This is a genomic window from Streptomyces sp. NBC_00620 (genome assembly GCF_026341825.1).
Classification (GTDB): Bacteria; Actinomycetota; Actinomycetes; order Streptomycetales; family Streptomycetaceae; genus Streptomyces.
This window is the reverse complement of sequence record NZ_JAPENY010000001.1, coordinates 1,258,086-1,282,121: the sequence shown is the minus strand read 5'-3', so window position 1 is coordinate 1,282,121 and position 24,036 is coordinate 1,258,086. Positions and strand designations below refer to the sequence as shown.

At 68.9% G+C, this 24,036-nt stretch carries 24 protein-coding genes; 10 read left to right on the top strand and 14 right to left on the bottom strand.

The genetic code is table 11. The features are described from left to right. Positions 1-16: 16 nt before the first annotated feature. The 3 genes from OG246_RS05905 to argS all read right to left on the bottom strand — a co-directional run bounded on the left by OG246_RS05905 (position 17) and on the right by argS (position 3,943). On the bottom strand, positions 17-931 hold the full coding sequence (locus OG246_RS05905; RefSeq protein ID WP_266456835.1) for a DUF4253 domain-containing protein: 915 nt from the start codon (positions 929-931) through the stop codon (positions 17-19). A gap of 54 nt (positions 932-985) precedes the next feature. Continuing rightward, entirely contained in the window at positions 986-1,891 is a 906-nt protein-coding gene (locus OG246_RS05900) for a hypothetical protein (protein ID WP_266456833.1), read from the bottom strand. A 288-nt stretch (positions 1,892-2,179) separates the two neighbouring features. Next, a complete protein-coding gene (gene argS, locus OG246_RS05895; protein ID WP_266456831.1) occupies positions 2,180-3,943 on the bottom strand; it encodes an arginine--tRNA ligase in 1,764 nt (587 codons plus the stop codon). Between the two features lie 168 nt (positions 3,944-4,111). On the opposite strand from argS, the gene lysS reads away from it, so the two are divergent. Further along, positions 4,112-5,851: a lysine--tRNA ligase gene (gene lysS, locus OG246_RS05890; protein ID WP_266456829.1), complete on the top strand. Its 1,740-nt coding sequence runs from the start codon at positions 4,112-4,114 to the stop codon at positions 5,849-5,851. Between the two features lie 97 nt (positions 5,852-5,948). On the opposite strand, the gene OG246_RS05885 is transcribed toward lysS, so the two are convergent. The 3 genes from OG246_RS05885 to OG246_RS05875 all read right to left on the bottom strand — a co-directional run bounded on the left by OG246_RS05885 (position 5,949) and on the right by OG246_RS05875 (position 9,297). After that, on the bottom strand, positions 5,949-7,277 hold the full coding sequence (locus OG246_RS05885) for a DUF2637 domain-containing protein (RefSeq protein ID WP_266456827.1): 1,329 nt from the start codon (positions 7,275-7,277) through the stop codon (positions 5,949-5,951). Between the two features lie 163 nt (positions 7,278-7,440). Then, complete coding sequence (locus OG246_RS05880; RefSeq protein ID WP_266456826.1) at positions 7,441-8,301, bottom strand: DUF3558 domain-containing protein; 861 nt, start codon at positions 8,299-8,301, stop codon at positions 7,441-7,443. Between the two features lie 147 nt (positions 8,302-8,448). Then, positions 8,449-9,297: a DUF3558 domain-containing protein gene (locus OG246_RS05875; protein ID WP_266456825.1), complete on the bottom strand. Its 849-nt coding sequence runs from the start codon at positions 9,295-9,297 to the stop codon at positions 8,449-8,451. 169 nt (positions 9,298-9,466) lie between these two features. On the opposite strand from OG246_RS05875, the gene OG246_RS05870 reads away from it, so the two are divergent. Next, positions 9,467-10,660, top strand: a complete 1,194-nt coding sequence (locus tag OG246_RS05870) for an RtcB family protein (RefSeq protein ID WP_266456823.1) — start codon at positions 9,467-9,469, stop codon at positions 10,658-10,660. Positions 10,661-10,708: 48 nt separating this feature from the next. On the opposite strand, the gene OG246_RS05865 is transcribed toward OG246_RS05870, so the two are convergent. The 5 genes from OG246_RS05865 to OG246_RS05845 all read right to left on the bottom strand — a co-directional run bounded on the left by OG246_RS05865 (position 10,709) and on the right by OG246_RS05845 (position 13,720). Beyond that, positions 10,709-11,572 carry an LAGLIDADG family homing endonuclease gene (locus tag OG246_RS05865; protein ID WP_266456822.1) on the bottom strand — a complete coding sequence of 288 codons (864 nt, stop codon included), beginning with the start codon at positions 11,570-11,572 and terminating at the stop codon, positions 10,709-10,711. A gap of 144 nt (positions 11,573-11,716) precedes the next feature. Further along, positions 11,717-11,953, bottom strand: a complete 237-nt coding sequence (locus tag OG246_RS05860) for a hypothetical protein (protein WP_266456821.1) — start codon at positions 11,951-11,953, stop codon at positions 11,717-11,719. Further along, positions 11,953-12,723 (bottom strand): tyrosine-protein phosphatase, encoded by a 771-nt coding sequence (locus tag OG246_RS05855; protein ID WP_266456819.1) that lies wholly within the window; start codon positions 12,721-12,723, stop codon positions 11,953-11,955. The genes OG246_RS05860 and OG246_RS05855 overlap by 1 nt, the downstream gene beginning before the upstream one ends. A gap of 47 nt (positions 12,724-12,770) precedes the next feature. Continuing rightward, complete coding sequence (locus OG246_RS05850) at positions 12,771-12,953, bottom strand: hypothetical protein (RefSeq protein ID WP_266456817.1); 183 nt, start codon at positions 12,951-12,953, stop codon at positions 12,771-12,773. Continuing rightward, entirely contained in the window at positions 12,953-13,720 is a 768-nt protein-coding gene (locus tag OG246_RS05845; RefSeq protein ID WP_266456815.1) for an SDR family NAD(P)-dependent oxidoreductase, read from the bottom strand. The genes OG246_RS05850 and OG246_RS05845 overlap by 1 nt, the downstream gene beginning before the upstream one ends. A 200-nt stretch (positions 13,721-13,920) precedes the next feature. On the opposite strand from OG246_RS05845, the gene OG246_RS05840 reads away from it, so the two are divergent. Next, on the top strand, positions 13,921-14,361 hold the full coding sequence (locus OG246_RS05840) for an ester cyclase (RefSeq protein WP_266456813.1): 441 nt from the start codon (positions 13,921-13,923) through the stop codon (positions 14,359-14,361). Between the two features lie 48 nt (positions 14,362-14,409). Here the strand turns inward: OG246_RS05840 and OG246_RS05835 are convergent, their stop codons facing one another. Further along, entirely contained in the window at positions 14,410-14,745 is a 336-nt protein-coding gene (locus tag OG246_RS05835; RefSeq protein WP_266456809.1) for a YnfA family protein, read from the bottom strand. A gap of 139 nt (positions 14,746-14,884) precedes the next feature. On the opposite strand from OG246_RS05835, the gene OG246_RS05830 reads away from it, so the two are divergent. Continuing rightward, entirely contained in the window at positions 14,885-15,370 is a 486-nt protein-coding gene (locus tag OG246_RS05830) for a hypothetical protein (RefSeq protein WP_266456807.1), read from the top strand. Between the two features lie 205 nt (positions 15,371-15,575). Here OG246_RS05830 and OG246_RS05825 read toward each other — a convergent pair whose 3' ends face one another. Continuing rightward, entirely contained in the window at positions 15,576-15,977 is a 402-nt protein-coding gene (locus OG246_RS05825; protein WP_266456806.1) for a helix-turn-helix domain-containing protein, read from the bottom strand. A 135-nt stretch (positions 15,978-16,112) separates the two neighbouring features. On the opposite strand from OG246_RS05825, the gene OG246_RS05820 reads away from it, so the two are divergent. Next, positions 16,113-17,003: a zinc-binding dehydrogenase gene (locus OG246_RS05820; RefSeq protein ID WP_266456805.1), complete on the top strand. Its 891-nt coding sequence runs from the start codon at positions 16,113-16,115 to the stop codon at positions 17,001-17,003. Positions 17,004-17,244: 241 nt separating this feature from the next. Here the strand turns inward: OG246_RS05820 and OG246_RS05815 are convergent, their stop codons facing one another. Next, positions 17,245-18,054, bottom strand: coding sequence for a helix-turn-helix domain-containing protein (locus tag OG246_RS05815; RefSeq protein WP_266456803.1), 810 nt, complete (start codon positions 18,052-18,054; stop codon positions 17,245-17,247). A gap of 148 nt (positions 18,055-18,202) precedes the next feature. Here OG246_RS05815 and OG246_RS05810 point away from each other — a divergent pair, with 148 nt between their 5' ends. The 5 genes from OG246_RS05810 to OG246_RS05790 all read left to right on the top strand — a co-directional run bounded on the left by OG246_RS05810 (position 18,203) and on the right by OG246_RS05790 (position 24,022). Beyond that, a complete protein-coding gene (locus OG246_RS05810) occupies positions 18,203-19,303 on the top strand; it encodes an LLM class flavin-dependent oxidoreductase (protein WP_266456802.1) in 1,101 nt (366 codons plus the stop codon). Next, positions 19,300-19,992, top strand: a complete 693-nt coding sequence (locus OG246_RS05805) for an FMN reductase (protein WP_266456800.1) — start codon at positions 19,300-19,302, stop codon at positions 19,990-19,992. The genes OG246_RS05810 and OG246_RS05805 overlap by 4 nt, the downstream gene beginning before the upstream one ends. Positions 19,993-20,114: 122 nt before the next feature. Further along, entirely contained in the window at positions 20,115-21,683 is a 1,569-nt protein-coding gene (locus OG246_RS05800) for a PQQ-binding-like beta-propeller repeat protein (protein ID WP_266456797.1), read from the top strand. A 129-nt stretch (positions 21,684-21,812) separates the two neighbouring features. Then, positions 21,813-22,544 carry a response regulator transcription factor gene (locus tag OG246_RS05795; RefSeq protein WP_266456795.1) on the top strand — a complete coding sequence of 244 codons (732 nt, stop codon included), beginning with the start codon at positions 21,813-21,815 and terminating at the stop codon, positions 22,542-22,544. Positions 22,545-22,618: 74 nt separating this feature from the next. Continuing rightward, entirely contained in the window at positions 22,619-24,022 is a 1,404-nt protein-coding gene (locus tag OG246_RS05790; RefSeq protein ID WP_266456794.1) for a cell wall metabolism sensor histidine kinase WalK, read from the top strand. The last annotated feature ends 14 nt before the right edge of the window (positions 24,023-24,036 follow it).

Below are 24,036 nucleotides of genomic sequence, written 5' to 3'. Positions count from 1 at the left end.
GCTTGGCCGGTCGGTGTCAGTCCCACCAGAAGGACCACACCTGCTGGTCGAGGATCTCGTGTGCCGCGTACGCCCGCAGGGCCTCGTGGTTGCCCTGGGTGATGTTGTCCGGGCAGAACGCGAAGTGCTCGGCGGCGACCGCCTCCGCCTCCGCCATGGTGGTCGGCGGGGCGGCCACCGACAGGACGAGCTGGTCGAAGGTGAGGGCGACCACGCGTATGCCGAAGCGGTCCTCCCAGGAGCGGAGTACGGCGCACAGGCGAGCGACATCACCCTCGTAGTTCACGGGACCGGACCAGCCGATCGCCGCCGGAATGTCCGCGCTGCGGCGGGCGGGGACCAGGGCGAGGCGCGGGTCCTTGAGCCAAGAGCCGTCGGCCGAGAGGGAGTCGGCGATGTCGGCGGCGCGGGTGTCGGGGTCGGTGGCGGTGGGTGCGTCCGGGGCGCCCGGGGCTGTGGTGGGTGTGGTGGCGGGGGCGAGGCCCGGCCACTCCGGGCCGTACGGGGCGATCGTCTCGTCGTAGGTGTTGGGCTCGCCGAAGACTGCGACGACGGCCTCCTTGCCGGGGTAGTCCTCGTCGGCGCCGAGCTCGTCCGCCGCGTACTCCTCCCAGAACTCCGCCAGCACCTCCTCGGCGTCGTGATCCCCGGGGTACGACACCTCGTCCGGCCTCAACTCCCAGTCCTCCAGGCCTCCTTGGGCGCCGCCGACGTCCACGAGGAGGGGGAGCAGGCCGGAGGTCCGCCGGGCGGGCTCCAGCGCCGACCAGGCTCCGGGGGTCGCCGGTGCGTCGGCGTGCCAGAGCAGCGGCTCGTGCCACGCGCCCTCGCGCGTCGCGTCGATCAGTTTCCCGGGCGGGAGTTCAAGCCCGAGCGTGCGCCCGCTCGGGTCGGCCGCCAGCTTCGGCAGCGGGTTGGGGAGTGTCGCCATGGCCCTGACTTTAGGGGGAGCCACTGACAACGGGCCCGGGTGGTCCTGGTTGCTCTAACTCCAGCTCGGTGAAGGCCCTTCGGAGTGGCCGTACGGCACGGGGCGGCCGGTGAACGCGTCCAGGAGGATCCGGTCGGCCAGCGGGCGGTCCAGTTCCACCGTCACCTTCTTGGCGCGCAGATCGCTGGTGCAGGGGCCGTCCTTCGTCCCGACGACCGACGCGGACAGCACCACGCTGCCGTCCGTCTCCAGCACGGCCACGGCAGGGCCGTCGTCGCAGGATCCGTGGTTGGCGACGACGGTGACCGACCGGCCGTCGTCGGCCACTTCGGCCAGCCGGTCGAGCGGCATCAGGTGGTTGGTGGGTGTCTCCCTGGCCGGCTTGATCGGCGGCTTGGGGAGCTTCGAGGGGCTGAGGGCGACCTGCTTGAGCGGGGTGTCGTAGCCGTCCAGCGTGAACATCCAGGCCGGTACGGTCGCCGGGCCACGGCTGGTGGCCAACGCCATCTCGCCGAGCTTCGCCCCGGTCACGGTCAGGTGCGGTCCGTCGCTGCCGCCGCGGGCCACCGTCTCGTACGCCGCCTGCGCCCCCGTCAGCGGCAGCGTGAGCGAGCCTCCGCTCTTCCACTCCACCTTGCCGTCCTTGGGTGAGGTGGCGGGGAGCTTGCCGCGCAGGACGAAGTTCTGGGTCATGTACGCGAGCTTGTCGTCCTCGTTGCGGAAGGCGCCGTCTGGCAACTGGACCGACTCGCCCATCGGGTAGTAGCCCTTGCGCCACACCTCGGCGGCCTGAGAGCCGTCCCAGGCCTCTGCGACCTGGCGGGCGCGGGGGCCCGACTCCGGGGGAGAGCTACCGGGCCATTTGTCGCCGCAGCCGGTGAGCGCTGCGGCTGCGGTGGTGAGCAGGGTCAGGGTGATGAGTAGGTGGGGTGTGCGTGGGGTGGTTCGGGTCGTGTCCATGGGTCCCCCGGCGGCAGGCAGCTGGGTAGCTGGCGGTGACGGTGACGTCCGTACCGTTCCTGTGACGCGCCGGACTTGGGGCGCGTTCGGTTCGCGGGGATGGGGGATTGCTTGTTGCCGCATCGTGACCGGGCGCGGTGGCCATGGTGGTGCGGGGGTGCGTTCGCAGGTGCTGGTGGGTGCTCGGGAGGGTGGGACGTATCTGCCAATCACCCCTGCTGCCCCCGGCTTCACAGCCGGGGGCCACACGAGCCGGCCTGCGAGGGTCGGCGTCGATGAAGGGTCTGGTCAGAGTCGCTCAGGTGTCCTGATGCCCAGCAGGGCCATGCCCTGGTGGAGGGTGCGGGCCGTCAGGTCGCAGAGGAACAGGCGGTTTTCGGCGATCTCCTGTGCCGGGCGCGGCTTGATCACCGGGCACTGGTCGAAGAACGTCGTGTACAGCGACGCCAGCTGGTACAGGTACGCGGTCACCTTGTGCGGTGCGTACTCTGCCGTCGCCTCCGTGAGCAGATCGCCGAACCCGTCCAGGTGCAGGCCCAACGCCCGCTCGGCCGGGGCGAGTTCGAGCTCCGGGTGGGCGATGGGGGACGCGCCCTCCGCCTTGCGCAGGATCGACCTGTTCCGGGCGTACGCGTACTGCAGGTACACGCTCGTGTCGCCGTTGAGCGAGACCATCTGGTCCAGGTCGAACTTGTAGTCCCGGTTCGCCGACGTCGACAGGTCCGCGTACTTCACGGCGCCGATCCCGACGTACCGGCCGTTCTCGACGATCTCCTCCTCGGTCAGGCCCACCTTCGCGGCCTTCTCGCGCACGACCGCCGTGGCCCGCTCGACGGCCTCGTCGAGGAGGTCCTCGAGCTTGACCGTCTCGCCCTCACGGGTCTTGAACGGCTTGCCGTCCGCGCCGAGCACCGTGCCGTAGCCCATGTTGTGCGCGGTGACCTCGTCGGTCAGCCAGCCCGCCCGGCGTGCCGTCTCGAAGACCATCTTGAAGTGCAGGGACTGGCGGACGTCCACGACGTAGATCAGCGTCGTCGCGTTCAGGTCGGTGACACGGTTGCGGATCGCGGAGAGGTCGGACGCCGCGTAGCCGAAGCCGCCGTCCGCCTTCTGCACGATCAGCGGCACCGGCTGGTCGTCCTTGCCCCGGATCTCGTCGAAGAAGACCACGAGCGCGCCCTCGGAGCGCACGGCGACGCCGGACTCCTCCAGGAGGCGCGCCGTCTCGGGCATCAGGTCGTTGTACGCCGACTCGCCGACGATCTCCTCGTCCCTGATCTCCATGTCGAGCTTCTCGAAGACCGAGTTGAAGTAGACCTTCGACTCGTCCACGAACTGCTGCCACAGGTCGAGGGTCTCCTTGTCGCCGGACTGGAGGGCGACGACCCGCTTGCGGGCCCGCTCCTTGAAGTCCTCGTCGGCGTCGAAGACGGCGCGCGAGGCCTTGTAGACCCGGTTCAGGTTCGACATGGCCTGCTCGCCGTCGACCTCTTCGGCGGGGGCCAGCTCGCCCGGGTTCTCGATCAGGTACTGGATGAGCATGCCGAACTGGGTGCCCCAGTCGCCGATGTGGTGCCGGCCGATCGTCTGCTCGCCGGTGAAGTCGAGCATGCCGCGCAGCGCGTCGCCGATGACGGCCGAGCGCAGATGGCCGACGTGCATCTCCTTCGCCACGTTCGGCTGGGCGTAGTCGATGACCGTGACGCCCGGCTTCTCCTTCAGCGGTACGCCGAGCCGGTCGTCGTCGTACCGGGCGGCGAGGGTCTCGATGATCGCCTTGTCGGTGATCGTGATGTTCAGGAAGCCGGGTCCCGAGACCTCGATGTCCTTGATCACGTCACCGGCCGCCACCTCAGCCACGACCTGCGTCGCCAGCTCCCGCGGGTTCGCCTTCGCCTTCTTCGCGAGGGCCAGGATCCCGTTGGCCTGGAAGTCCGCCCGGTCGCTTCGGCGCAGCAGCGGGTCAGCGGAACCGGCCTCCGGCAGAGCTGCCGAGAGAGCGTCCGCGAGGCGCTGATGGACGGAAGCGGTGAGGGACGTGACCGAGGCCATGGAGTGGCTGCCGTTCTGCTCGGGTTCCGGAACTTGCTTTACTACGGAAACCGAGTATCCCACGCCGTGAAAAGCCGTTTTCGCGGTTCAGGGCCGAGCTGGGAGAATGAGGCCGTCAGCCGTGTGACCGTACCGGCTGCTCCCGAAGGAACTCCAGAAAAAGAGGACGTGCCGATCGTGGCTCAGAGCACCGAGACCACCGACTGGGTCTCCCGTTACGCGGATGAGGTCATCGAGGAGTCGGAGCGTCGGGCCCCGGGCAAACCGGTCGTCGTCGCGTCCGGGCTCTCGCCCTCCGGCCCGATCCACCTCGGGAACCTCCGCGAGGTCATGACGCCGCACCTCGTCGCCGACGAGATCCGGCGGCGCGGCCACGTCGTACGCCACCTGATCTCCTGGGACGACTACGACCGCTACCGCAAGGTCCCGGCCGGCGTCCCCGGCATCGACGACTCCTGGGCCGAGCACATCGGCAAGCCGCTCACCTCGGTCCCCGCGCCCGCCGGCTCCTCGTACCCGAACTGGGCCGAGCACTTCAAGGCCGCGATGACCACCTCGCTCGCCGAGCTGGGCGTGGAGTACGACGGGATCAGCCAGACCGAGCAGTACACCTCCGGTGTGTATCGGGACCAGGTCCTGTTCGCGATGAGGCACCGCGGGGACATCGACGCGATCCTCGAGCAGTACCGGACCAAGAAGAGCCCGGCGAAGAAGCAGGGGCAGAAGCCACTCGACGAGGCCGAGCTGGAGGCCGCCGAGGGGTCCGGCGCAGCCGCCGAGGACGACGGCAGCACGGACGCCGGGTACTTCCCGTACAAGCCCTACTGCGGGAGTTGCGAGAAGGACCTGACGACCGTCACCGCCTACGACGACGACAGCACCGAGCTGACGTACACCTGCTCGGCCTGCGGTTTCTCCGAGACCGTCCGGCTGAACGAGTTCAACCGCGGCAAGCTGGTCTGGAAGGTCGACTGGCCCATGCGCTGGGCGTACGAAGGGGTCGTCTTCGAGCCGAGCGGTGTCGATCACTCGTCCCCGGGCTCCAGCTTCCAGGTCGGCGGGCAGATCGTCGGCATCTTCGGCGGCAAGCAGCCGATCGGGCCCATGTACGCGTTCGTCGGCATCAGCGGCATGGCCAAGATGTCCAGCAGCAAGGGCGGGGTCCCCACCCCGGCCGACGCCCTCCAGATCATGGAACCGCAGCTGCTGCGCTGGCTCTACGCCCGCCGCCGCCCCAACCAGTCCTTCAAGATCGCCTTCGACCAGGAGATCCAGCGGCTGTACGACGAGTGGGACAAGCTCGAGGGCAAGGTGACCGACGGAAGCGTGCTCCCGGCGGACGCCGCCGCGTACTCCCGTGCCGTGGGTACGGCGGCCGGGGAGCTTCCCAGGACGCCCCGCCCGATGGCGTACCGCACCCTCGCCTCCGTCGCCGACATCACCGCCGGCGCCGAGGACCAGACCCTGCGGATCCTGAGCGAACTCGACCCCGACAACCCGCTCGGCTCGCTCGACGAGGTCCGGCCGCGGCTCGACAAGGCCGAGACCTGGATCAACACGCAGGTCCCGGCGGAGGAGCGGACCGTCGTCCGTGAGGAGCCCGACACCGAGCTCCTGAAGTCCCTCGACGACCAGGGCCGCGAGTCCCTGCGCCTGCTGCTCGACGGACTCGACGCCAACTGGTCCCTGGACGGCCTGACCCACCTCGTCTACGGCGTCCCCAAGGTCCAGGCCGGCTTCCCCGCCGACGCCACCGCCAAGGAACTGCCCGCCGAGATCAAGGTCGCCCAGCGCACCTTCTTCGCCCTGCTGTACCACCTGCTGGTCGGGCGTGACACGGGCCCGCGCCTGCCCACGCTGCTGCTCGCGGTGGGCCAGGACCGGGTGCGCAAGCTGCTCGGGGCGTAGGGCCGCAGGGCCTTAGGGCCTTTGGGCCTTCGGCTGTACGAGGATGGGGGCGCCCGGTGATCACCGGGCGCCCCCATCGACGTACGCACTGACCTTCTTACGCGATGTGGTCTTCCTGGAGTTCCGCCGTGTGGCGGTTGGTGAAGCGGTTGACCATCCGGTCGGCCTCGCGCTGCGGGAGCGTGTTGCCGTACGTCGCCTCCACGTCACCCCTGAACTGGCCCGAGGTCGGATAGCTGCCGTCTATCGACTTCTTGAAGACCATGTAGTAGTCGTCCTCGGTCGGCTCCGAGCCGCCGCCCGCACCCATTTCACGGGTCCGGCCCGGGCCCGACGGGATCGGGAAGGTACCGGTGTCCTCCGGAGAGGGCTCCGGGGCGGAGGCCGGCGGCTCCTCGTACTGCTGCGGGAACATCTGCTGCTGCTCGAACTGCTGCTGTTCCTCGAACTGCCGCCGAACCCGGAACTGCTGCTGTTCCTCGAACTGCTCGAACTGCTCGGCCTGCTGCTGCTCCGCGTACCACTGCATGTACGCGGCATCCGGGTCGTACGTCGGGTCGTAGCCGCCCTGATACGCGACGGTCTGGGGGTCCCGCGACTGAAGCCACTGACTCTGCGGCTCGGTGAGGTCCTCCGGCTGCTGCTGCACCGGGGCTGCGGGAGACTCCAGCGCGGGCTGTTCCACGGCCGCGGGCGCCGCCTCGACCGGAGTCGGCGCCGGGGGCAGGAGCGCCGGCTCGATGCCCGCCGCTGCCAGGCCCGCCGGGGCCGTCTGCGCCAGCGGGACGCCGTACTTCGCGAGCCGCAGCGGCATCAGGGACTCGATCGGGGCCTTGCGGCGCCAGGCGCGGCCGAAGCGCGAATTGAGCCGAGCCTGGTAGACGAGGCGGTCCTGCTCCAGCTTGATGACCTGCTCGTAGGAGCGCAGCTCCCACAGCTTCATACGGCGCCACAGGAGGAACGTCGGGATCGGAGAGAGTAGCCAGCGCGTGAGGCGGACACCCTCCATGTGCTTGTCGGCCGTGATGTCCGCTATGCGGCCGATCGCATGCCGGGCCGCCTCGACCGAGACCACGAAGAGGATCGGGATCACGGCGTGCATGCCGACACCCAGCGGGTCCGGCCAGGCCGCGGCGCCGTTGAACGCGATCGTCGCGACGGTCAGCAGCCACGCCGTCTGGCGCAGCAGCGGGAAGGGGATCCTGATCCACGTCAGGAGAAGGTCAAGGGCGAGCAGGACGCAGATGCCCGCGTCGATGCCGATCGGGAAGACATAACTGAAGTTCCCGAAGCCCTTCTGGATCGCGAGCTCGCGGACGGCCGCGTACGAACCGGCGAAGCCGATGCCCGCGATGACGACCGCACCGGCGACAACCACGCCGATGAGAATCCGGTGAGTGCGTGTGAGCTGAATGGGCGCGGACACCCGTACTCCCCTCCCCTTACTTGTCGTTGCGCGCAACAGGGTGGCACATGTGTGCGTCGCTCGGATGCCCGGTACGGCACGAGCCCGGTCCCTGTAGGGGCCGGGCTCCTGCAAATGGCCTGGTGGGGCTACGAGTTGAGCAGCAGGACCATCTCGCGACGGGTCAGCTCTTCGTCGCCGACTTGGAAGGTGACGCGCTCTTCGAGGCCGACTTCGACGGGGACGCCGACTTCGTGGCCGACTTGGACGGTGACGCGCTCGCCGTGGCGCCGCCCTCCTTGTTCGCGGCGGTCACAGCCGCCACCGCCTCCTTCGCGGCCTTCTCCGCCGACTTCAGCAGAGTGGCGGCGGACGGGGTCTTCTCGCCCGCCAGACCGGCACCGTTGTAGTCGAGCGTGACGACGACGTTCTCCACGCGCGCCACGATCGTCTGCTGCTTGAAGGCGCCTTCCTTCTTCTTCAGGTCGTAACTCACGGCCGTCGCCTCGTCGCCCGTACCGGACACCGGCGCCGACTTCGTGTTCTTCGCGCCCGTCACCGCCTTCGCGGCCGTGACCTGCTTCTCGAAGTACGTGTGCGCCTGCTCGTCGCCCGAGCCACGCGTGTCCGAGTCGAAACGCAGCAGGGCCACGTTCAGCCAGCGGTACTGCGAGCCGTCCACGCCGTTGCTGTCGAGGCTCGTCCAGTAGCAGTTGCCACGCTCGGACGCATCGTCCGATGTGCCCTTCTTGCCGGACTTGGCCGCCTTCGGGACCAGTGAGCCCAGCGTCTTGTCCGACAACACCGAACAGGACTCGGGCAACGTCGCGTACGCGGCCGCCTGCACCGCGTTCGCCGAAGCGCTCGCGGAAGCCTGCGCGTCCGGGCTCGAACCGGAGCTGTTGTTCGCGTCACCGGAACCGGAATCAGAGCCGGAATCCGAGGAACAGCCTGCGGCGACAAGCATCACCGGGACGGCGGCTGCGCTGACAAGGATGCGGGTGAGTCGCGGTACTCGGCCTACTCGCTGTACTGGTCGGTGCATGGTTCCTTCACTCGTGGCGCTCGTGGTCCGGCTGCACATGGAACGTGCGACCGGTCGGGTCCGAGGGGCCACGGTACGCGGTGAGCAACGTGGACGGTCCCGCTTCGCGGGCTTTGCGCCCACGGCCCGAACCCCCCTCCACACCCCCTAACCGTCGAGCGTGTCAGCCAGCTTCGCCGCCAGATTCCGCGCCCTGTCCTGCATTTCCTTGCTGTCCGGCACCTCGCCCGTGACCGCCGGCTGCTCGTCGTACTCGATCGTCACGATCACATTCGACGTGCGGAACACCACAGTCACCGTGCGCTGCTGAGCCGTCGAGCCGGCGGAGCTGAGGGTGTCGTTCAGGTACGCCTCGTCGCCGAGACCGTCGAGGGTGCGGGGCTGGAGGGAGGTGGGGGTCGCGCTCGCGGAGGGCGAGGCGGAGGCCGTCGACGAGGGGGTCGCGCTCGCGCTCGCGCTGCCGGAGGCGGAGTCCGACGGGGACGCGGAACTGCCGGCGTCCGGACTCTCCTCGCTCCCCTCACTCTCCGAGCTCGCGGAGGCGGAGGGCTCGGGGAGGTCCGCCGCCGTCTCCTTGCCCGCGTACAGGCCCGAGGCCTTGCTGTCGTCGCTCACCGAGTCGTACGACACCACGCGCTCGAAATCGACGAAGAGGTGATCGGTGGCGTTCGTCGACTCCACCTTCCAACGGCAGCCGACGCGCCGGTCGGTGTCGTACGTGAGCGTGGCCGTGCCCTCGTACGCCGTCTCGCGCTGCTCCTCGTCCGCGATCTGCTCGATGCCGGGCAGCAGCGAGTCGAGGGTGCCGTGGTCGACGGCGGCGCAGGCCTCCGGGAGCGTGCGGTACTTGCCGGGCTGGGCCGCCGGTGCCGTCGAACTGGAGCCGCCCGGCTTCGAGTCGTCCGTCGCGCCGTCGTCGCTCGAACTGCCCGTGCAGCCGGCCAGCAGCGCCGCGAGGAGCACGGCGACGCCGGGTACATACGCCTTCCGCTGCACGGTCAGGCTCCTCTCCTGTGGTTATTCGGTTGCCGCGTGGGGGCGGCCCCTGGAGACAATGTCTATCGCACGCACTGCCGTGAACGCCGGTCCGTTGTCCCATACGTAGACCTTGGCGCTGGTTTTGCGTTTTGAGACTTCTGCTTGTTTCCGGGGGAAAGGGAACGATATGTCGTACGTAGAGGTACCGGGCGCCAAGGTCCCCATCCGCATGTGGACCGACCCGGCGTCGGTCGAGGACGTGGCGCTCCGTCAGCTCCAGAACGTCGCGACCCTGCCGTGGATCAAGGGGCTCGCTGTGATGCCCGACGTCCACTACGGGAAGGGTGCGACGGTCGGGTCCGTCATCGCCATGCGGGATGCGGTGTGTCCTGCGGCGGTGGGGGTGGACATCGGGTGCGGGATGTCTGCCGTCAAGACGTCGCTCACCGCCAATGATCTGCCGGGGGATCTTTCGCGGCTTCGGTCGGAGGTTGAGCGGGCTATTCCGGTGGGGCGGGGGATGCATGACTCTGCCGTTGAGCCTGGGCGGTTCCATGGGCTGGCTACTGGGGGGTGGGATGACTTTTGGGGGCGGTTTGATGGGGTTGCGGAGGCGGTGAAGTTCCGGCGGGGGCGGGCCGTTTTGCAGATGGGGACACTCGGAGCCGGGAATCACCATTGTGAAGTATCGGTTGATTCGGATAGTTCGATCTGGTTGACGCTCCACTCCGGGTCCCGCAACATCGGCAAGGAACTCGCCGAGTACCACATAGGTGTCGCGCAGAAGCTCCCGCACAATCAGGGCCTGGTCGACCGTGACCTCGCGGTCTTCGTCTCGGACACTCCGCAGATGGCCGCCTACAGGAATGACCTCTACTGGGCGCAGGAGTACGCGAAGTACAACCGCTCGATCATGATGGCGCTCCTGAAGGACGTTATCCGCAAGGAGTTCAAGAAGGCGAAGCCGACTTTCGAGAAGGAAGTCAGCTGTCACCACAATTACGTTTCCGAGGAGCGCTACGACGGGATGGACCTGCTCGTGACGCGCAAGGGTGCGATTCGGGCGGGTGCCGGTGACCTCGGGATTATCCCGGGTTCCATGGGCACGGCGACGTACATTGTGAAGGGACTCGGGAACGAGAAGGCCTTTAACTCGGCGTCGCACGGCGCGGGTCGGCGTATGAGCCGTAACGCGGCCAAGCGTCGTTTCTCGACGAAGGACCTGGAGGACCAGACGCGGGGTGTCGAGTGCCGCAAGGACTCCGGCGTCGTGGACGAGATTCCGGGTGCGTACAAGCCGATCGAGCAGGTTATGGAACAGCAGCGTGACCTCGTGGAGGTCGTGGCGAAGCTGAAGCAGGTTGTCTGTGTGAAGGGCTAGACGTGGCGATGGGCGCGGCGAACGTTCGCCGCGCCCATCGTGAGTTGGCTAGTCCGGCGACCCTACTGCGCCGTGAAGCAGTTTCCAGCGGCGAACTTGGCAGGCGCTATAGGAGTAGCCCAGTTCGGCTGCCGCGTGGGCAATCGTAGGGGCGGCGAGCACGATCCGGTCCATTTCGCTGGTCCACTCGATGCGTGGTGGCCTGGGCTTGGAGTCAGCCGGGCGAGTCCATGCTGCGACGCTCTCCGCGGTTGCCTGCTTCCGCTTCAAGGACAAACAGCCCGGATAGTAGAGGCGCGCAGTCAGTTTTTGCGCTGCCTCGGTGATGTACATGATGTTGTAGATGTCGTCGCGTTGGTTACGTCGTAGCTTGCGCTCGGCGCCTGTGATGTCCTCTGCGTAGGAGCACAGGTAAGCCATGATGGACGTGCTGGCTGTCGTCAGGGAAATGAAGGGGTAGCCCTGGGAGTAGCCCACGGAACCATCGGCGTCGATGATGCCTCTGAGATAGTCGCGGCGGGAGAACTCGACGCGTGGTGGGGTGATCGTCTTCGACTTGCGGCCGTAAGGCAGGCCGAGTTGGTTGAGCTTGGTCCTGGCTTCGAGGGAGCACAAGGTCCAGATCGCCGTGTGGCTGTTCTTGGCGAAGTTCGTGGACCGAGTGCGTTCTCTGATGCTGCTGTTGTACGGCGTCAGCCGCTGGAATTCGCGCAGGATTCCGATGTCCCGCGCGTTGATCTCGGCGGTCAGGCGTCCTTTCTGGCCGGGCCCCTTCGCGAGGTGTCCATCGGCCTGCAAGAAGCCGAACATGTACGCGTAGTTGGGGTCTTCGAGGTCCATGAACCCCGTCGTGTCGACGCCGAGGGCGTCGTCCAACGTGAACTGGTGAGCGTTAGGCTCGCGTTCAGCCACAGGGAAGTCTCTCTTCCGTGCTGGTCAGGCCCTCGGCCGGGATGGCAGTCCCGGTCGGGGGCCGTCGTTTTTGATGTTGTGGTGCGAGCCTAGATCGCGAGTTCTGGTGCCGTATGGGTGATCTATCCGGTTCACCCTTGTGAGTTAGTGGAGTCGCTTCTCCAGGAGCGTCACCGCGTACGGGTTGCCCAAGCCGCTGTCCTTCGCGGCCTGTTCGCCAACGACCGTGTAGCCCGCCGCCTGGTAGTACTCGCGCAGGCGCGGGTTGCCGGCGAGGCAGTCCAGACGGGAGAGGGTGCGGCCCGTGGCTGTGATGCGGCGCTCCGCCTCTGCCAGCAGGTGGCGGCCGGTGCCGGGTGGGGCTACCCGGCGGTCCGTCATCAGGCGGTGGATGTAGGCGGCGGTGGGAGGCTGGGGGCGGCGGGTTCCAGGAGGTTGGCGCGGAGGGCCGAGATGAAGGTGGTGTCCAGGCCCAGGATCTGTGTGACGTAGGACTGGATCGAGCCGTAGCGGGAGTTCAGGTCCGCCAGGAACAGGGTCATGACCTCGGCGGGCGCCTGGCCGTAGCCCGGCCACGTCAGTTCCCGGTCGGGATTGGCCGCCCGCCAGTCCGCCACCAGACGGGCCGTCGCCAGCCCCGTCAGTGTGAAGTCCTCGACGATCGTCCGTTCCGGGACGCCCAGCAGGGCCAGGACCAAGGCCGCCACCAGGCCCGTACGGTCCTTGCCCGAGGCGCAGTGGAAGACGACGGGGCCTTCGCCCGCTGTCGCTATCAGCTCCAGCGTTTCGCGGATCTCCTTCGTGCCGTCCTTCGCGACCTCCGCGTAGCGGGCCGCCAGGTATGGGCCGGGGGCCACGTCCGGTGCCAGCGCCGACTGGTCGTACGGGCGGTGCTCGATGCTCTGGTTGTGGTAGGCGAGGGACGGGTGTGCCGGGACCCGGCCCTTCGCCTCGATCTCCCAGGGGTATCGGAGGTCGACCACCGTGCGGATGCCGAGGGACAGGAAACGGTCCCAGTCCGCGCCTTCCAGCTTGCTCAGCGAGTCCGACCGGAACAGGCGGCCCCGGCGGACCGTGCTGCCGTCCTCGGCCTGGTATCCGCCCAGGTCACGGAAGTTGTGCAACTGCGCGAAAGGTATGTGTCTGTTCACTTGCGGGAGCGTATGTCGACCCCGCCTCGGGCGAACACCCGTTTTGATCACTTCGCGTGCATGACCGCGTAGATCATTACGAAAGCCACGATGTGGATGCCGAAGAGGAAGTACGCCAGGTACCACCAGACGTAGCGTTCGTCCTTGGTTTCCTGGGTCAGGCGGCGTTGTTCCTGGGCCTGGGTCTGGGCCTGTGTCGGCTCCTGGTCCCCGGTGGGGTCGTCCGGCATCACAACTCCCGGTGGACCTTGGCGTTCGAGGCCTGGGCGCGGGGGCGGACTACGAGGAGGTCGATGTTGACGTGGCTGGGGCGGGTGATCGCCCAGGTGATCGTGTCGGCCACGTCCTCGGCGGTGAGGGGCTCGGCGACGCCCGCGTAGACCTTGGCGGCCTTTTCCTCGTCGCCGCCGAAGCGGGTCAGTGCGAACTCGTCCGTCTTGACCATGCCGGGGGCGACCTCGATGACCCGGACCGGGGTGCCGACGATCTCCAGTCGGAGGGTCTCGGCGAGGACGTGTTCGGCGTGCTTGGCGGCGACGTAGCCGCCGCCGCCCTCGTACGTGCTGAATCCGGCGGTCGAGGAGAGGACGACCACCGTTCCGTCGCCGCTGGCCGTCAAGGCGGGGAGCAGGGCCTGGGTGACGTTCAGGGTGCCGATGACGTTCGTCTCGTACATCTGGCGCCAGTCGGCCGGGTCGCCCGTCGCGACGGGGTCGGCGCCGAGCGCGCCGCCGGCGTTGTTGACCAGGACGCCGATCGTCTTGAAGGCGCCGGCGAACTCGTCGACCGCCGCGCGGTCCGTGACGTCGAGGGTGTACGCCGTCGCCTGGTGGCCCGTCGCGTTCAGCTCCTCCGCGAGCGCCTCGATGCGGTCCTTGCGGCGGGCGGTCAGGACGACGCGGTAGCCCGCGGCCGCCAGCTGCCGGGCCGTCGCGGCGCCGATGCCGCTGCTGGCACCGGTGACGACGGCGATACGGGACGCGGCGGCGGGGCTCATACGGCTGCTCCTCAGGGCGGGGCTGGGCGGTGCGTGGTGCGGTGCGTGGTGCGTTGCGGTGGGCGGGGTGGATCGGACCGCCCCCGGTCAGGATAGGCGGGGTGGGTGTCCGGGCGGTTGGTGGCCTGGATCTCGGATGGGCCCGGAACTGTCCTGCGTGGGAAACTGGAGTGGGTGATCCCCTGCTCAGGAGGTGGATCATGGGACAGGCACGTGAGGTCATGGACCGGCTCACCGAGGCGCTCACCTCGACCCCGGACCTCAAGGCCGTCGCCGAGCTGTACGCGGTGGACGCGGTCGCCTTCACGCCCGACGCCGGAGAGATCCACGGGCGCGACAACATCGTCGAATACTGGCGTCAGATGACGGACTCGGTCACGGGTGCCAGGTACGAGTCGGTGTACGCGACCGAGGTCGGCGACACCGCCATCGACGAGGGGTACTACAACGGGACGAACACGGGTCCGCTGCCGTTGCCCTCCGGGGAGTCGCTGCCCGCGACGGGGAAGGGTGTCAGGATCCGCGGCTGCGACATCGCGACCGTCGAGGACGGGCGGATCGTCAGCTATCGGCTCTACTTCGACCAGATGGATTTCCTGGGGCAGTTGGGGTTGTTGCCCGAGCTGACGTCTTCGTCCTGAGGACCGCGGGTGCCCCTGAACGGCTGGATCCGTGAAGGGGCGCCCCTCTCAGTTGCCCCGCGGCGCGTACATGATCACTGCCATGCCCGCGAGGCAGATCAGCGCGCCTGTGACATCCCAGCGGTCCGGCCGGTAGCCGTCCGCGACCATCCCCCACGCGATGGACCCCGCTACGAAGATGCCGCCGTACGCGGCGAGGATGCGTCCGAACTCGGCGTCCGGCTGGAGCGTGGCCACGAAGCCGTACACGCCGAGGGCCATCACGCCCGCGCCGATCCACAGCCAGCCGCGGTGCTCGCGTACGCCCTGCCAGACCAGCCAGGCGCCGCCGATCTCGAAGAGTGCGGCGAGGACGAAGAGGGCGGCGGAGCGGGCGATCAGCATGCGGTCACTTTTGCATGGGCGGTCATGAGGGTTTGCGCTGCTGTTCGCTGTCACCTGATGGACGGCGCCTGGCAGTGGGCAGAGGTGGGATACATCCCGTGACGGTGACCGGCCGAGTGAAGGGAATGACCTCATGGGGATGCGAACGCGAACGCTGGTGCGGGTGCTGTGTGCGACGAGTGTCGGGGCGGGGCTGGTGGTGGGGGCGGTCTGGCCTGCTGTCGGCGCCGCGGCTCTCGCTCCGGAGGCGGATCTCGCCTACCACGGGGACGTGTCCATGGCGGAGGGCCGTGTCGACGTACGGCTGACTCCTCGGAACCACGGGCCGGGTGCCGTTCCGGACGCGACGGTTCGGCTGCGCTGGTCGGTTGCCCTGGCGGATCGGCAGAGTTTGCCGGACGGGTGTGCGCGGGCGGAGGCGCGGGCTGTGGTGTGCCGGACGGGGGCGTTGGCGGCGGATGGGGTGGGGGAGGAGATCAGGCTGGGGGTGCGGCTGCGGGGGGCGCCGGCCGAGGTGACGGTGTCGTTCGACACGGTTTGGGGTGGGGGTGCGGTGGATCGTAATTCCGGCAATGACCGGCAGCGGGTGCTGGTGCTGGATACGGGGGACTCGTATGCCTTCTAGTGGGGGGGCGCCTGCGGGTCGGTGGGGGGTCGGGGTCGTGCCGGTACATCCGCCCGTCGCTTGATGGACACTTCTGTTTCTTGGGTGGCTGGGTTGGCTGTGACCACGTATGCGACGGGCATCTGATGTACCGGCACGACCCCTTCCGTCGTGTTGCGGGTGCGGGGCCTTGGGACCGGGGGGCCGGGGGTACGGCTGCGGGGGGTCAGGACGGTGTTGTGTCGTAGTGGTCTCTGGCCTTGTTGACCTGCTCTATGTGTAGTTCTGCCCAGTCCTTCACTGCGGCCAGGAGGTGGCTGAGGCTGGTGCCCAGGGGGGTCAGTTCGTAGTCGACTCGGACTGGGACGGATGGGGTGACCGTGCGGGTCACGATTCCGTCGCGTTCCAGTGAGCGGAGTGTCTGGGTGAGCATTTTGGGGCTGACGCCCGCGATTTTGCGGGTGAGGTCGCTGTAGCGCATCGAGCCGGTGGTGAGCGCGCAGACTACGAGGCTGACCCACTTGTCGCTGATGCGGTCGAGGAGCTGGTTGGTGGGGCAGCTCCTGATGAACGCGTCGTACTCGACGCGTGCCTGTTCGCGCCGCTGGGCCGCGGTCGTGGTCGCCATGGGCTCACCTCCGGGTGACGTACGCACCTTGAGGTGCCTACTTACTGGAAGAGAGTAACTCTTCCTAGGGTTGTTGGTGCCGGGTGGATATCGGAATCCACCGGGGTAAATGGCCTGCCGGTAGGGAGAGTTGTCATGCGTGCAGCAGTTGTTACGGCGTTCGGTGGTCCGGAGGCCGTGGAGATCGTCGAGACGGCCGTGCCGGAGCCGGGTGCCGGCCAGATACGGATCAAGGTCACGGCCGCCGCGCTCAACCCGGCCGACGCGGGGGTACGCGCGGGCGTTTTCGGGGGTGCGGGCAAGCGGCTCGGGCTCGGCTGGGATGTCGCCGGGACCGTCGACGCGGCGGGTGTCGCGGTGGGGTGGACAGTTGGCGAGCAGGTGGTCGGGATTTCGTACGGGGTCGCCAAGTCCCTTGGTACGCATGCCGATTACGTCGTCGTCGACGCGGACGCGGTGGCTGTCGCGCCTGCCTCCGTCGACGCGGTGCACGCGGCGACCGTGCCCTTGAACGCCCTCACTGCCGCGCAGGCGCTCGATCTGCTGGCGCTGGAGGCGGGGCAGAGCCTGCTCGTCACGGGTGCCGCGGGGGCTGTGGGTGCTTACGCCGTTCAGCTCGCCGTCCAGCGGGGGCTGGCCGTGACCGCGCTGGCCCGGGAGGGCGATGAGGAGTTCGTACGGTCGCTGGGGGCGGGCCGTTTCGTGTCGGGCGAGGTTGCGCCCGGGAGCGTGGACGCGGTGCTGGACGCGGCGATTCTGGGAGAGCGGGCCTTGGAGTGGGTGCGGGACGGGGGCGTGTTCGTGGGCGTCATTCCGCATGCTCAGCCGGCGTCCGTGCGGGGGGTGCGGACCGATGCCGTCGAGGTGGCCCCCGATGGGGCTCGGCTCGCGGAGCTGGTGGCGCTCGTGGATGAGGGGGTGCTGACGACTCGGGTCGCGGAGACGTTTCCGCTGGAGGACGCGGCGAAGGCGCATGCGCGGTTGGGGGAGGGCGGGGTGCGGGGGCGCTTGGTTCTCGTGCCGTAGGAGCCCAGCACTTCCGGCCGGGGGAGATCTTTCAGCCCGTCCGGCGTTTGAGGACGAGGCGCTGCCATCCCCATCCCCCACCCACCCGTGGGGGCTGCGCTCTTCGACCCCGGGCCGGGGGAGGAATCTTCAGCCTGTCCGGCGTTTGAGGACGAGCGCGTCAGCGCGATGCGGGGGTCTGGGGGCGGCAGCCCCCAGGAAGCAAGGGACGGGTAGGGGCGGAGGGGGCGAAAAACTACCCTCAGCGCACCCCCCGCGCATACGCCGAAGGTGGCACCCCCACCGTCGACGTGAAGTCCCTGACCAGGTGGGCCTGGTCGGCGTAGCCGAGGTCGGCGGCCAGGCCTGCCCAGTCGACCGTGTCGGAGGTCTCCGCCTGTTCCAGGGCTTCGTGGATGCGGTAGCGCAGGATGATCCACTTCGGGCCGACCCCCACGTACGCGGCGAAGAGGCGTTGCAGGCTGCGTACGGTCATGCCCTGGGCGTGGGCGAAGTCGCCGACCTGGCGGATCGTGCGGTCGCCGCGGATCTGGTCGACCAGGGTCATCGCGAGGTCGGCCTGGGGGTCCGGCCGGGGGTTCAGGCTCAGGAGGAACGCGTCCAGTGCGGCCACGCGTGCTTCCTCGTCGTCCGGGGTGAGTACCGCCTCGATGGCGCCCGTGGAGCCGGGGAGCACCTCCGGGAGGCGGATCCGCTGTCCCGTGAGCGACGTCACCGGCCGTTCCGGCGCGAAGGGGCGGAATCCACCAGGCCTGAACTGGATTCCGCACACCCGTCCGCGCCCCTCCAGTTTCTGTGTGAACAGGTCGAGGCCGATCCCGGCGACTTCGGAGAAGGGGTCCTGACCTGCGTACTTCTGGAAGACGATGTTCACGGACGGGTGCGGGACGACGTGCGAGGCGTACGGCTGGGGCAGGTCCCAGTCGATCAGCCAGTAGTGCTCCAGGTATGGGCGCAGGGGTGGTGCGGGTTCGCGGCGCCGGAAGTGGACCCGGGAGAAGAGCTCCGTGGCGTCGACGATGCCTCTGGTGTCGCGGCGTGGGGCGGCCATGTTCGGATCGTAGGGCTGGGTACTGACAATCGGGCACTGACAATCGGGCGGGTGCGGGGAGAAGGGGGGGAGGGTGGGAATAGGGCGGGGGTGGGTGCCGTTAGCAGGTATAGTTGAATCGTAAACAACCTGCGGAGGGTGAGCGACCATGCAGTTCGGGATCTTCAGCGTCGGCGATGTGACACCGGACCCGACGACGGGACGGACGCCGACCGAGCACGAGCGCATCAAGGCCATGGTCGCCATCGCGCAGAAGGCCGAGGAGGTCGGCCTCGACGTCTTCGCGACCGGCGAGCACCACAACCCGCCCTTCGTGCCGTCGTCCCCGACCACCATGCTCGGCTGGATCGCGGCCAAGACCGAGAAGCTGATCCTCTCCACCTCCACCACCCTCATCACCACCAACGACCCGGTGAAGATCGCCGAGGACTTCGCGATGCTCCAGCATCTCGCGGACGGCCGGGTCGACCTGATGATGGGGCGCGGCAACACCGGACCGGTCTACCCCTGGTTCGGGCAGGACATCCGCCAGGGCATCAACCTCGCCATCGAGAACTACGCGCTGCTGCACAGGCTCTGGCGCGAGGACGTGGTGACCTGGGAGGGCAAGTTCCGTACGCCGCTGCAGTCCTTCACCGCGACCCCGCGGCCGCTGGACGGCGTACCGCCGTTCGTCTGGCACGGTTCCATCCGCTCGCCGGAGATCGCCGAGCAGGCCGCGTACTACGGCGACGGCTTCTTCCACAACAACATCTTCTGGCCGGCCGACCACACGAAGAAGATGGTCGAGCTGTACCGGGAGCGGTACGCGCACTACGGGCACGGGACGGCCGAGCAGGCCATCGTCGGGCTCGGCGGCCAGGTGTTCATGCGGCACAACTCGCAGGACGCCGTACGGGAGTTCCGGCCGTACTTCGACAACGCGCCGGTGTACGGGCACGGGCCGTCCCTCGAGGACTTCACCGACCAGACGCCGCTGACCGTCGGTTCGCCGCAGCAGGTGATCGAGAAGACGCTGGCCTTCCGCGAGTACGCCGGTGACTACCAGCGGCAGTTGTTCCTGGTGGACCACGCGGGGCTGCCCCTGAAGTCCGTGCTTGAGCAGCTCGACATGCTGGGCGAGGAGGTCGTGCCCGTGCTGCGCGAGGAGTTCGCGAAGGGCCGTCCTGCCGGGGTGCCGGACGCGCCGACCCACCAGTCGCTGCTGGCCGCCGCCACGGAGAGTTCGGAAGGAGTGAACGTCGCATGAAGCTCGTCGTCGTCTCGGCGGGGCTGAGCGTCCCGTCGTCCACCCGGCTGCTCGCCGACCGGCTGGCCGCCGCCACGGTCGGGGAGACCTCCGCCGACGTCCAGGTCGTCGAACTGCGCGACCTGGCCGTCGAGATCGCCCACAACTTCACGAGTGGGTTCCCTGGGCCGGCGCTGGCATCCGCCATCGACGCGGTGCGGGCGGCGGACGGGCTCGTCGTCGTCACGCCGGTCTTCTCCGCCTCCTACAGCGGGCTTTTCAAGTCCTTCTTCGACGTGCTGAGCGTCAGCGACCAGGACGCGCTTGCCGGGAAGCCGGTGCTGATCGCGGCCACCGGGGGTTCGGCGCGGCACTCGCTCGTGCTGGAGCACGCGCTCCGTCCGCTCTTCTCCTATCTGCGGGCCGTGGTCGTGCCGACCGCTGTGTACGCGGCGTCGGAGGACTGGGGTGCGGAGGGGCTTGCCTCGCGGATCGACAGGGCCGCGGGGGAGTTGGCGGGGCTGATGAAGGGGGCTTTGGGTGCGGGCGCGGGGCGGGGGGAGGCTGCGCGCGAGCACGAGTCCGCGTCCGCGTCCGTCCCGGAACTGCCCGCCCAGGGCGGGGGCGTTCGGTCTGTGGCCCTCGACTCGAGCAGGAGTGGGTTCGAGGTCGTTCCCTTCGCGCAGCAACTGGCCGCTCTTCAGCCGTAGTTGGGATTTCGATGGGCCATCTTCACTGAAGGTGGTCCGTCCTCCCCTGGCGCCATACCGTCGGACAGGCCCTAGGCTGCTGCGGTCGATCAGCTTGGCTTGCGGTGTCCTTGGGGGGATGGATGAAGCTGGTGCCGGGGCAGGGGGACGCGGGGCTGGACCCGGGACCGCTCGAACGCGTTGACAGCGATGGGCACTTGGCCGTGCGGTGGACGCTGCGACTGGGCGTGTTCGTCGCCTTTGCTGTCGCGGGGGCCTGCGGAATCTGCGCGCTGATGTACGGGGTGCTGGCCGTCAAGTTGATGATCGTCGACATGCCGGCCAATGAGTGCAGTGGTTCGCAGTGCCCCCGCGGCATGACACCGGTGTTCCTGCTCGCGTTCGCCTTCGGGTTCGTCTCGGTGTGGGTCGCCCGCCTGGGCGGGAAGACAGCGGGAACGGTGTCCGCCCGCACCCTGGCCGCGGTCCTCGTGTTCGGTGTGCTGGCCGGTGTCTGGCCGGCCTGGCTCGGCTACGCCTGGTTGCGCGGACCGCACATGGATGTGGCGTGGGAAGTCGGACGCGACCGGCCGTCGTCGGTGGACGTGCTCGGCTACTGGGCGTCCGACCCTTCCACCGCGATACGCGTCCGTACCGACGGCCTGTACGCCTACGACACGGCGGGGGGCGATGTCCGCTGGAGAGCCGCCGCGCCCGCCGGGACCTCGGTGTGCGCGGTGAGCCGGAGCACGTCGGCGGGGGTCGGCATCGTCGGGTTCCAGGGCGGTGAGGGATCGTGCGGGGCGTCCGTCGGCGCGGTGGATCTGGACTCCGGGCGCTGGTTGTGGCGAAAGCCCGTTCCGCTGGGTGAGGAAGGTGGCGGTACGTCGGTCATGACGGCCGCCGGTTCCGTCGCGGTCGTCCAGGGCAACGGTGCCTTGGTCGGTCTTGGACTGCGCGACGGCTCCCAGCTGTGGAGTGCGAAGGTGTCGCCGAGCTGCCGGGTTCAGGAGCTGGATGCCGCCGGCGACCGTGTTCTGGTCGTCGAGGGGTGCACGGACGAGTCCGGCACCGGCGTCACGATGCGCGTGTCGGCCGTGGATGCGTCGTCGGGTGAACGTGCCTGGCAGAGCGTGCTGGCCACGGGCGGCGGTATGCGGTCCGTCGGCGTGCTGTCCGCCGATCCGATCGTGGTCCATGTCGACGAAGGGGATCAGCGGGAAGCCGGCGTCGTCGTCCTCTTCGATGACGCGGGTCGCCGCAAGGCCACCATCCCCGTCTCCGGACCGGACGGCGACCTGGTGGTCACCGCATGGCCCGTGGCGCCCGGGAGCATGCCCGCGTCCCAAGTGGTGGTGAGCGGCGGGTTGTTCATCAGCGTGGTCAACGAGTCGACCCAGGGCCGTCGGCAGGAGGTGTCCGCGTACTCCCTCACGGACGGCCGGCGCGTATGGCACACCGCCTTCGAGGACGCCATCGACAGGTTGGCTCCGGGGAGCGATGGCCGGATCAACGTCGTCACCTCGTCCTCCTGGTGGCACCAACTCTGGCGGGTGGACGCCCGCAGCGGGCAGCGCAGGGGAGCGTCGGTCGTACTCCGCGACGCGCCGCTGAGCTACCAGTTCGACGTACGCCCCCGGCCGGAGGGCGGCTATGTCTTCGTCAATCTGCAGAGCGACAGCGACCAGCCCGCGCTGTTCGCCGCGGACTGAGCGGACTGAACAGATTGCGCGGACTGAGCGGACCGACTTGATCCGGCCGTGGTGAGAGGCCGGTAAGAAGCCCGCCCGTACCCCCGCTCATCAGGTGGTGCGTGGCCGGGCGCCAGGCAGACTGGTGGGGTGCCCCAGAATGTGCTGCTTGCCGAGGACGATCGTGCCATCCGTCATGCGCTGGAGAGGGCGCTCGCGCTGGAGGGGTATGAGGTGACGGCCGTCGCCGATGGGGTGGCGGCGCTGGCGCAGGCCCATCGGACGCCGCCGGACGTGCTGGTTCTCGACGTGATGATGCCCGGGATCGACGGACTGCAGGTGTGCCGGGTGCTGCGCGCGGAGGGGAACCGGACGCCGATTCTGATGCTCACCGCGCTCGTGGAGACCGCGGACCGTATCGCGGGGCTGGACGCGGGGGCCGACGACTACGTGGTCAAGCCGTTCGACGTGGAGGAGGTCTTCGCCCGGCTGCGGGCGCTGCTGCGCCGTACGCGTGGCGGAGACGGCCCCCTCGTCGACGTACCGGCGGCGAAGGCACCCCAGGAGCAGCAGGTCGCTTCGGCGCAGGTCGCCGCGGCCGGGCTGCGGATGGACGTCCAGGCGCGGCGTGTCTGGCGCGGGGCGCGGGAGGTGGAGCTGACTCGGACCGAGTTCGAGCTGCTTGAGCTGCTCGTTCGTAACGCGGGGATCGTCCTTGACCACTCCACGATCTACGACCGGATCTGGGGGTACGACTTCGGGCCCGGCTCGAAGAATCTCGCCGTGTACGTGGGCTATCTGCGGCGCAAGCTGGAAGAGCCCGGGGCGCCCGGGCTGATTCACACGGTGCGGGGTGTGGGGTACGTCCTGAGGGAGGACTGAGAGTGCCTCTGAGACTCCCCGAGGGATTCCCCGGGCGGCTCCTCGGGCGGCCGGCCCGGCTTCGCCTTCGGCGGGTGTCCTCTCTGCGGGCCACCTTCACGCTGTCCTTCGCGGCCGTCGCCGCCGTCGTCACCGTTCTCGTCGGGTTTCTGAGTTACGACGCCGCCGCCCGGCTCGTACGCGTGGATCAGCAGACGGTTTTCGCCGGGGTGGTGCAGGACCTGCGGGGCGAGGTGCGCGAGCAGGCCTTGGAGCCGGAGGACTTCGCTCAGTCCGACCCCGGTCATGCCGGGGCGCTCGACAAGATCGTGCGGCCCAGCCGTACGGACGTACAGGTGCTCGGGCCGGGTGGTGCGGTCGTCGACCGCGGGCATCCTCCGCTGCCCGTCGCCGCCGTCGACCGGCAGGCCGCCGACGCCTCGGCCGCGGGGACGCTGGCCGAGCACAAGGAGGTCGAGGTCGGCGGCAACTGGTACCGGGTGGCGACCGTCGCGCTCGGGGACGGGCGCGGGGCCGTCCAGGTCGCGCAGGAGTTCAGCGACACGGAGGACCTGCTGAACGAGCTTCAGCAGCGGACCGTGCTGCTTGTCGCCGCCGTCGTGATCGCCTCCGGGCTGTTCGGGTGGTGGCTGGCCCGGCGGATCACCCGGCGGCTGGTGCGGCTCGCCGGGGCCGCGGAGGACGTGGCGCGGACCGGGCGGCTGGGGATTCAGGTGCCGGTCGCCGGGTACGACGAGGTGGCTCGGCTCGGGCGGTCCTTCGACCGGATGCTCGGGCGGCTCGCGCAGTCCGAGGAGGACCAGCGGCGGCTGGTGCAGGACGCGGGGCATGAGCTTCGTACGCCGCTGACCTCGCTGCGTACGAACATTTCCATGCTCCGGCGTATCGACGAGCTGCCGCCTGCCGCGCGCGAGGAGCTCGTGGCCGACCTGGCCCTTGAGTCCCGTGAACTGACCGATCTCGTCAATGAGTTGGTGGCGCTTGCGGCGGGGCGGTCCGATACCGAGCCGGTGCGGCGGGTGGATCTGGGGGAGGTTGCCGAGGATGTTGCGGTCGTTGCTCGGCGGCGTAGTGGGCGGGACATCGTTGTGCGGGTGAGTGGGGACGTGGGGGTGGATGGGCGGCCCACCGCGTTGCAGCGGGCCGTGTCCAATCTGGTGGAGAACGCGGTCAAGTTTGACCGGGGTGGGGCTGCGGCGATCGAGGTTGTCGTTGTGGGGGGCGTGGGGGGTGGTGGGTCTGGGGGTGTTCGGGTTGAGGTTCTCGACCGGGGGCCCGGGATCGGTGAGGGGGATCTGGAGCGGGTTTTCGACCGGTTCTACCGGGCTGCCGATGCTCGGAGTCTGCCTGGGTCGGGGTTGGGGCTTTCCATCGTGCGGGAGGTTGCGGCGGGGCATGGGGGAGCGCCGTTCGCCTATCGGCGGGAGGGGGGTGGGGTGGTTATCGGGTTCACTGTGGGTGGCGAGCGTGCGGGGTGACGGACGGTTTTCTC

Bases quoted from the DNA above. Each gene is read 5' to 3' on its own strand.
- OG246_RS05905 (WP_266456835.1), bottom strand. From the start codon at position 931: ATGGCGACACTCCCCAACCCGCTGCCGAAGCTGGCGGCCGACCCGAGC.
- OG246_RS05900 (WP_266456833.1), bottom strand. From the start codon at position 1,891: ATGGACACGACCCGAACCACCCCACGCACACCCCACCTACTCATCACC.
- argS (WP_266456831.1), bottom strand. From the start codon at position 3,943: ATGGCCTCGGTCACGTCCCTCACCGCTTCCGTCCATCAGCGCCTCGCG.
- OG246_RS05880 (WP_266456826.1), bottom strand. From the start codon at position 8,301: ATGCACCGACCAGTACAGCGAGTAGGCCGAGTACCGCGACTCACCCGC.
- OG246_RS05870 (WP_266456823.1), top strand. From the start codon at position 9,467: ATGTCGTACGTAGAGGTACCGGGCGCCAAGGTCCCCATCCGCATGTGG.
- OG246_RS05860 (WP_266456821.1), bottom strand. From the start codon at position 11,953: ATGACGGACCGCCGGGTAGCCCCACCCGGCACCGGCCGCCACCTGCTG.
- OG246_RS05850 (WP_266456817.1), bottom strand. From the start codon at position 12,953: ATGCCGGACGACCCCACCGGGGACCAGGAGCCGACACAGGCCCAGACC.
- OG246_RS05845 (WP_266456815.1), bottom strand. From the start codon at position 13,720: ATGAGCCCCGCCGCCGCGTCCCGTATCGCCGTCGTCACCGGTGCCAGC.
- OG246_RS05840 (WP_266456813.1), top strand. From the start codon at position 13,921: ATGGGACAGGCACGTGAGGTCATGGACCGGCTCACCGAGGCGCTCACC.
- OG246_RS05835 (WP_266456809.1), bottom strand. From the start codon at position 14,745: ATGCTGATCGCCCGCTCCGCCGCCCTCTTCGTCCTCGCCGCACTCTTC.
- OG246_RS05830 (WP_266456807.1), top strand. From the start codon at position 14,885: ATGCGAACGCGAACGCTGGTGCGGGTGCTGTGTGCGACGAGTGTCGGG.
- OG246_RS05825 (WP_266456806.1), bottom strand. From the start codon at position 15,977: ATGGCGACCACGACCGCGGCCCAGCGGCGCGAACAGGCACGCGTCGAG.
- OG246_RS05820 (WP_266456805.1), top strand. From the start codon at position 16,113: ATGCGTGCAGCAGTTGTTACGGCGTTCGGTGGTCCGGAGGCCGTGGAG.
- OG246_RS05815 (WP_266456803.1), bottom strand. From the start codon at position 18,054: ATGGCCGCCCCACGCCGCGACACCAGAGGCATCGTCGACGCCACGGAG.
- OG246_RS05810 (WP_266456802.1), top strand. From the start codon at position 18,203: ATGCAGTTCGGGATCTTCAGCGTCGGCGATGTGACACCGGACCCGACG.
- OG246_RS05805 (WP_266456800.1), top strand. From the start codon at position 19,300: ATGAAGCTCGTCGTCGTCTCGGCGGGGCTGAGCGTCCCGTCGTCCACC.
- OG246_RS05800 (WP_266456797.1), top strand. From the start codon at position 20,115: ATGAAGCTGGTGCCGGGGCAGGGGGACGCGGGGCTGGACCCGGGACCG.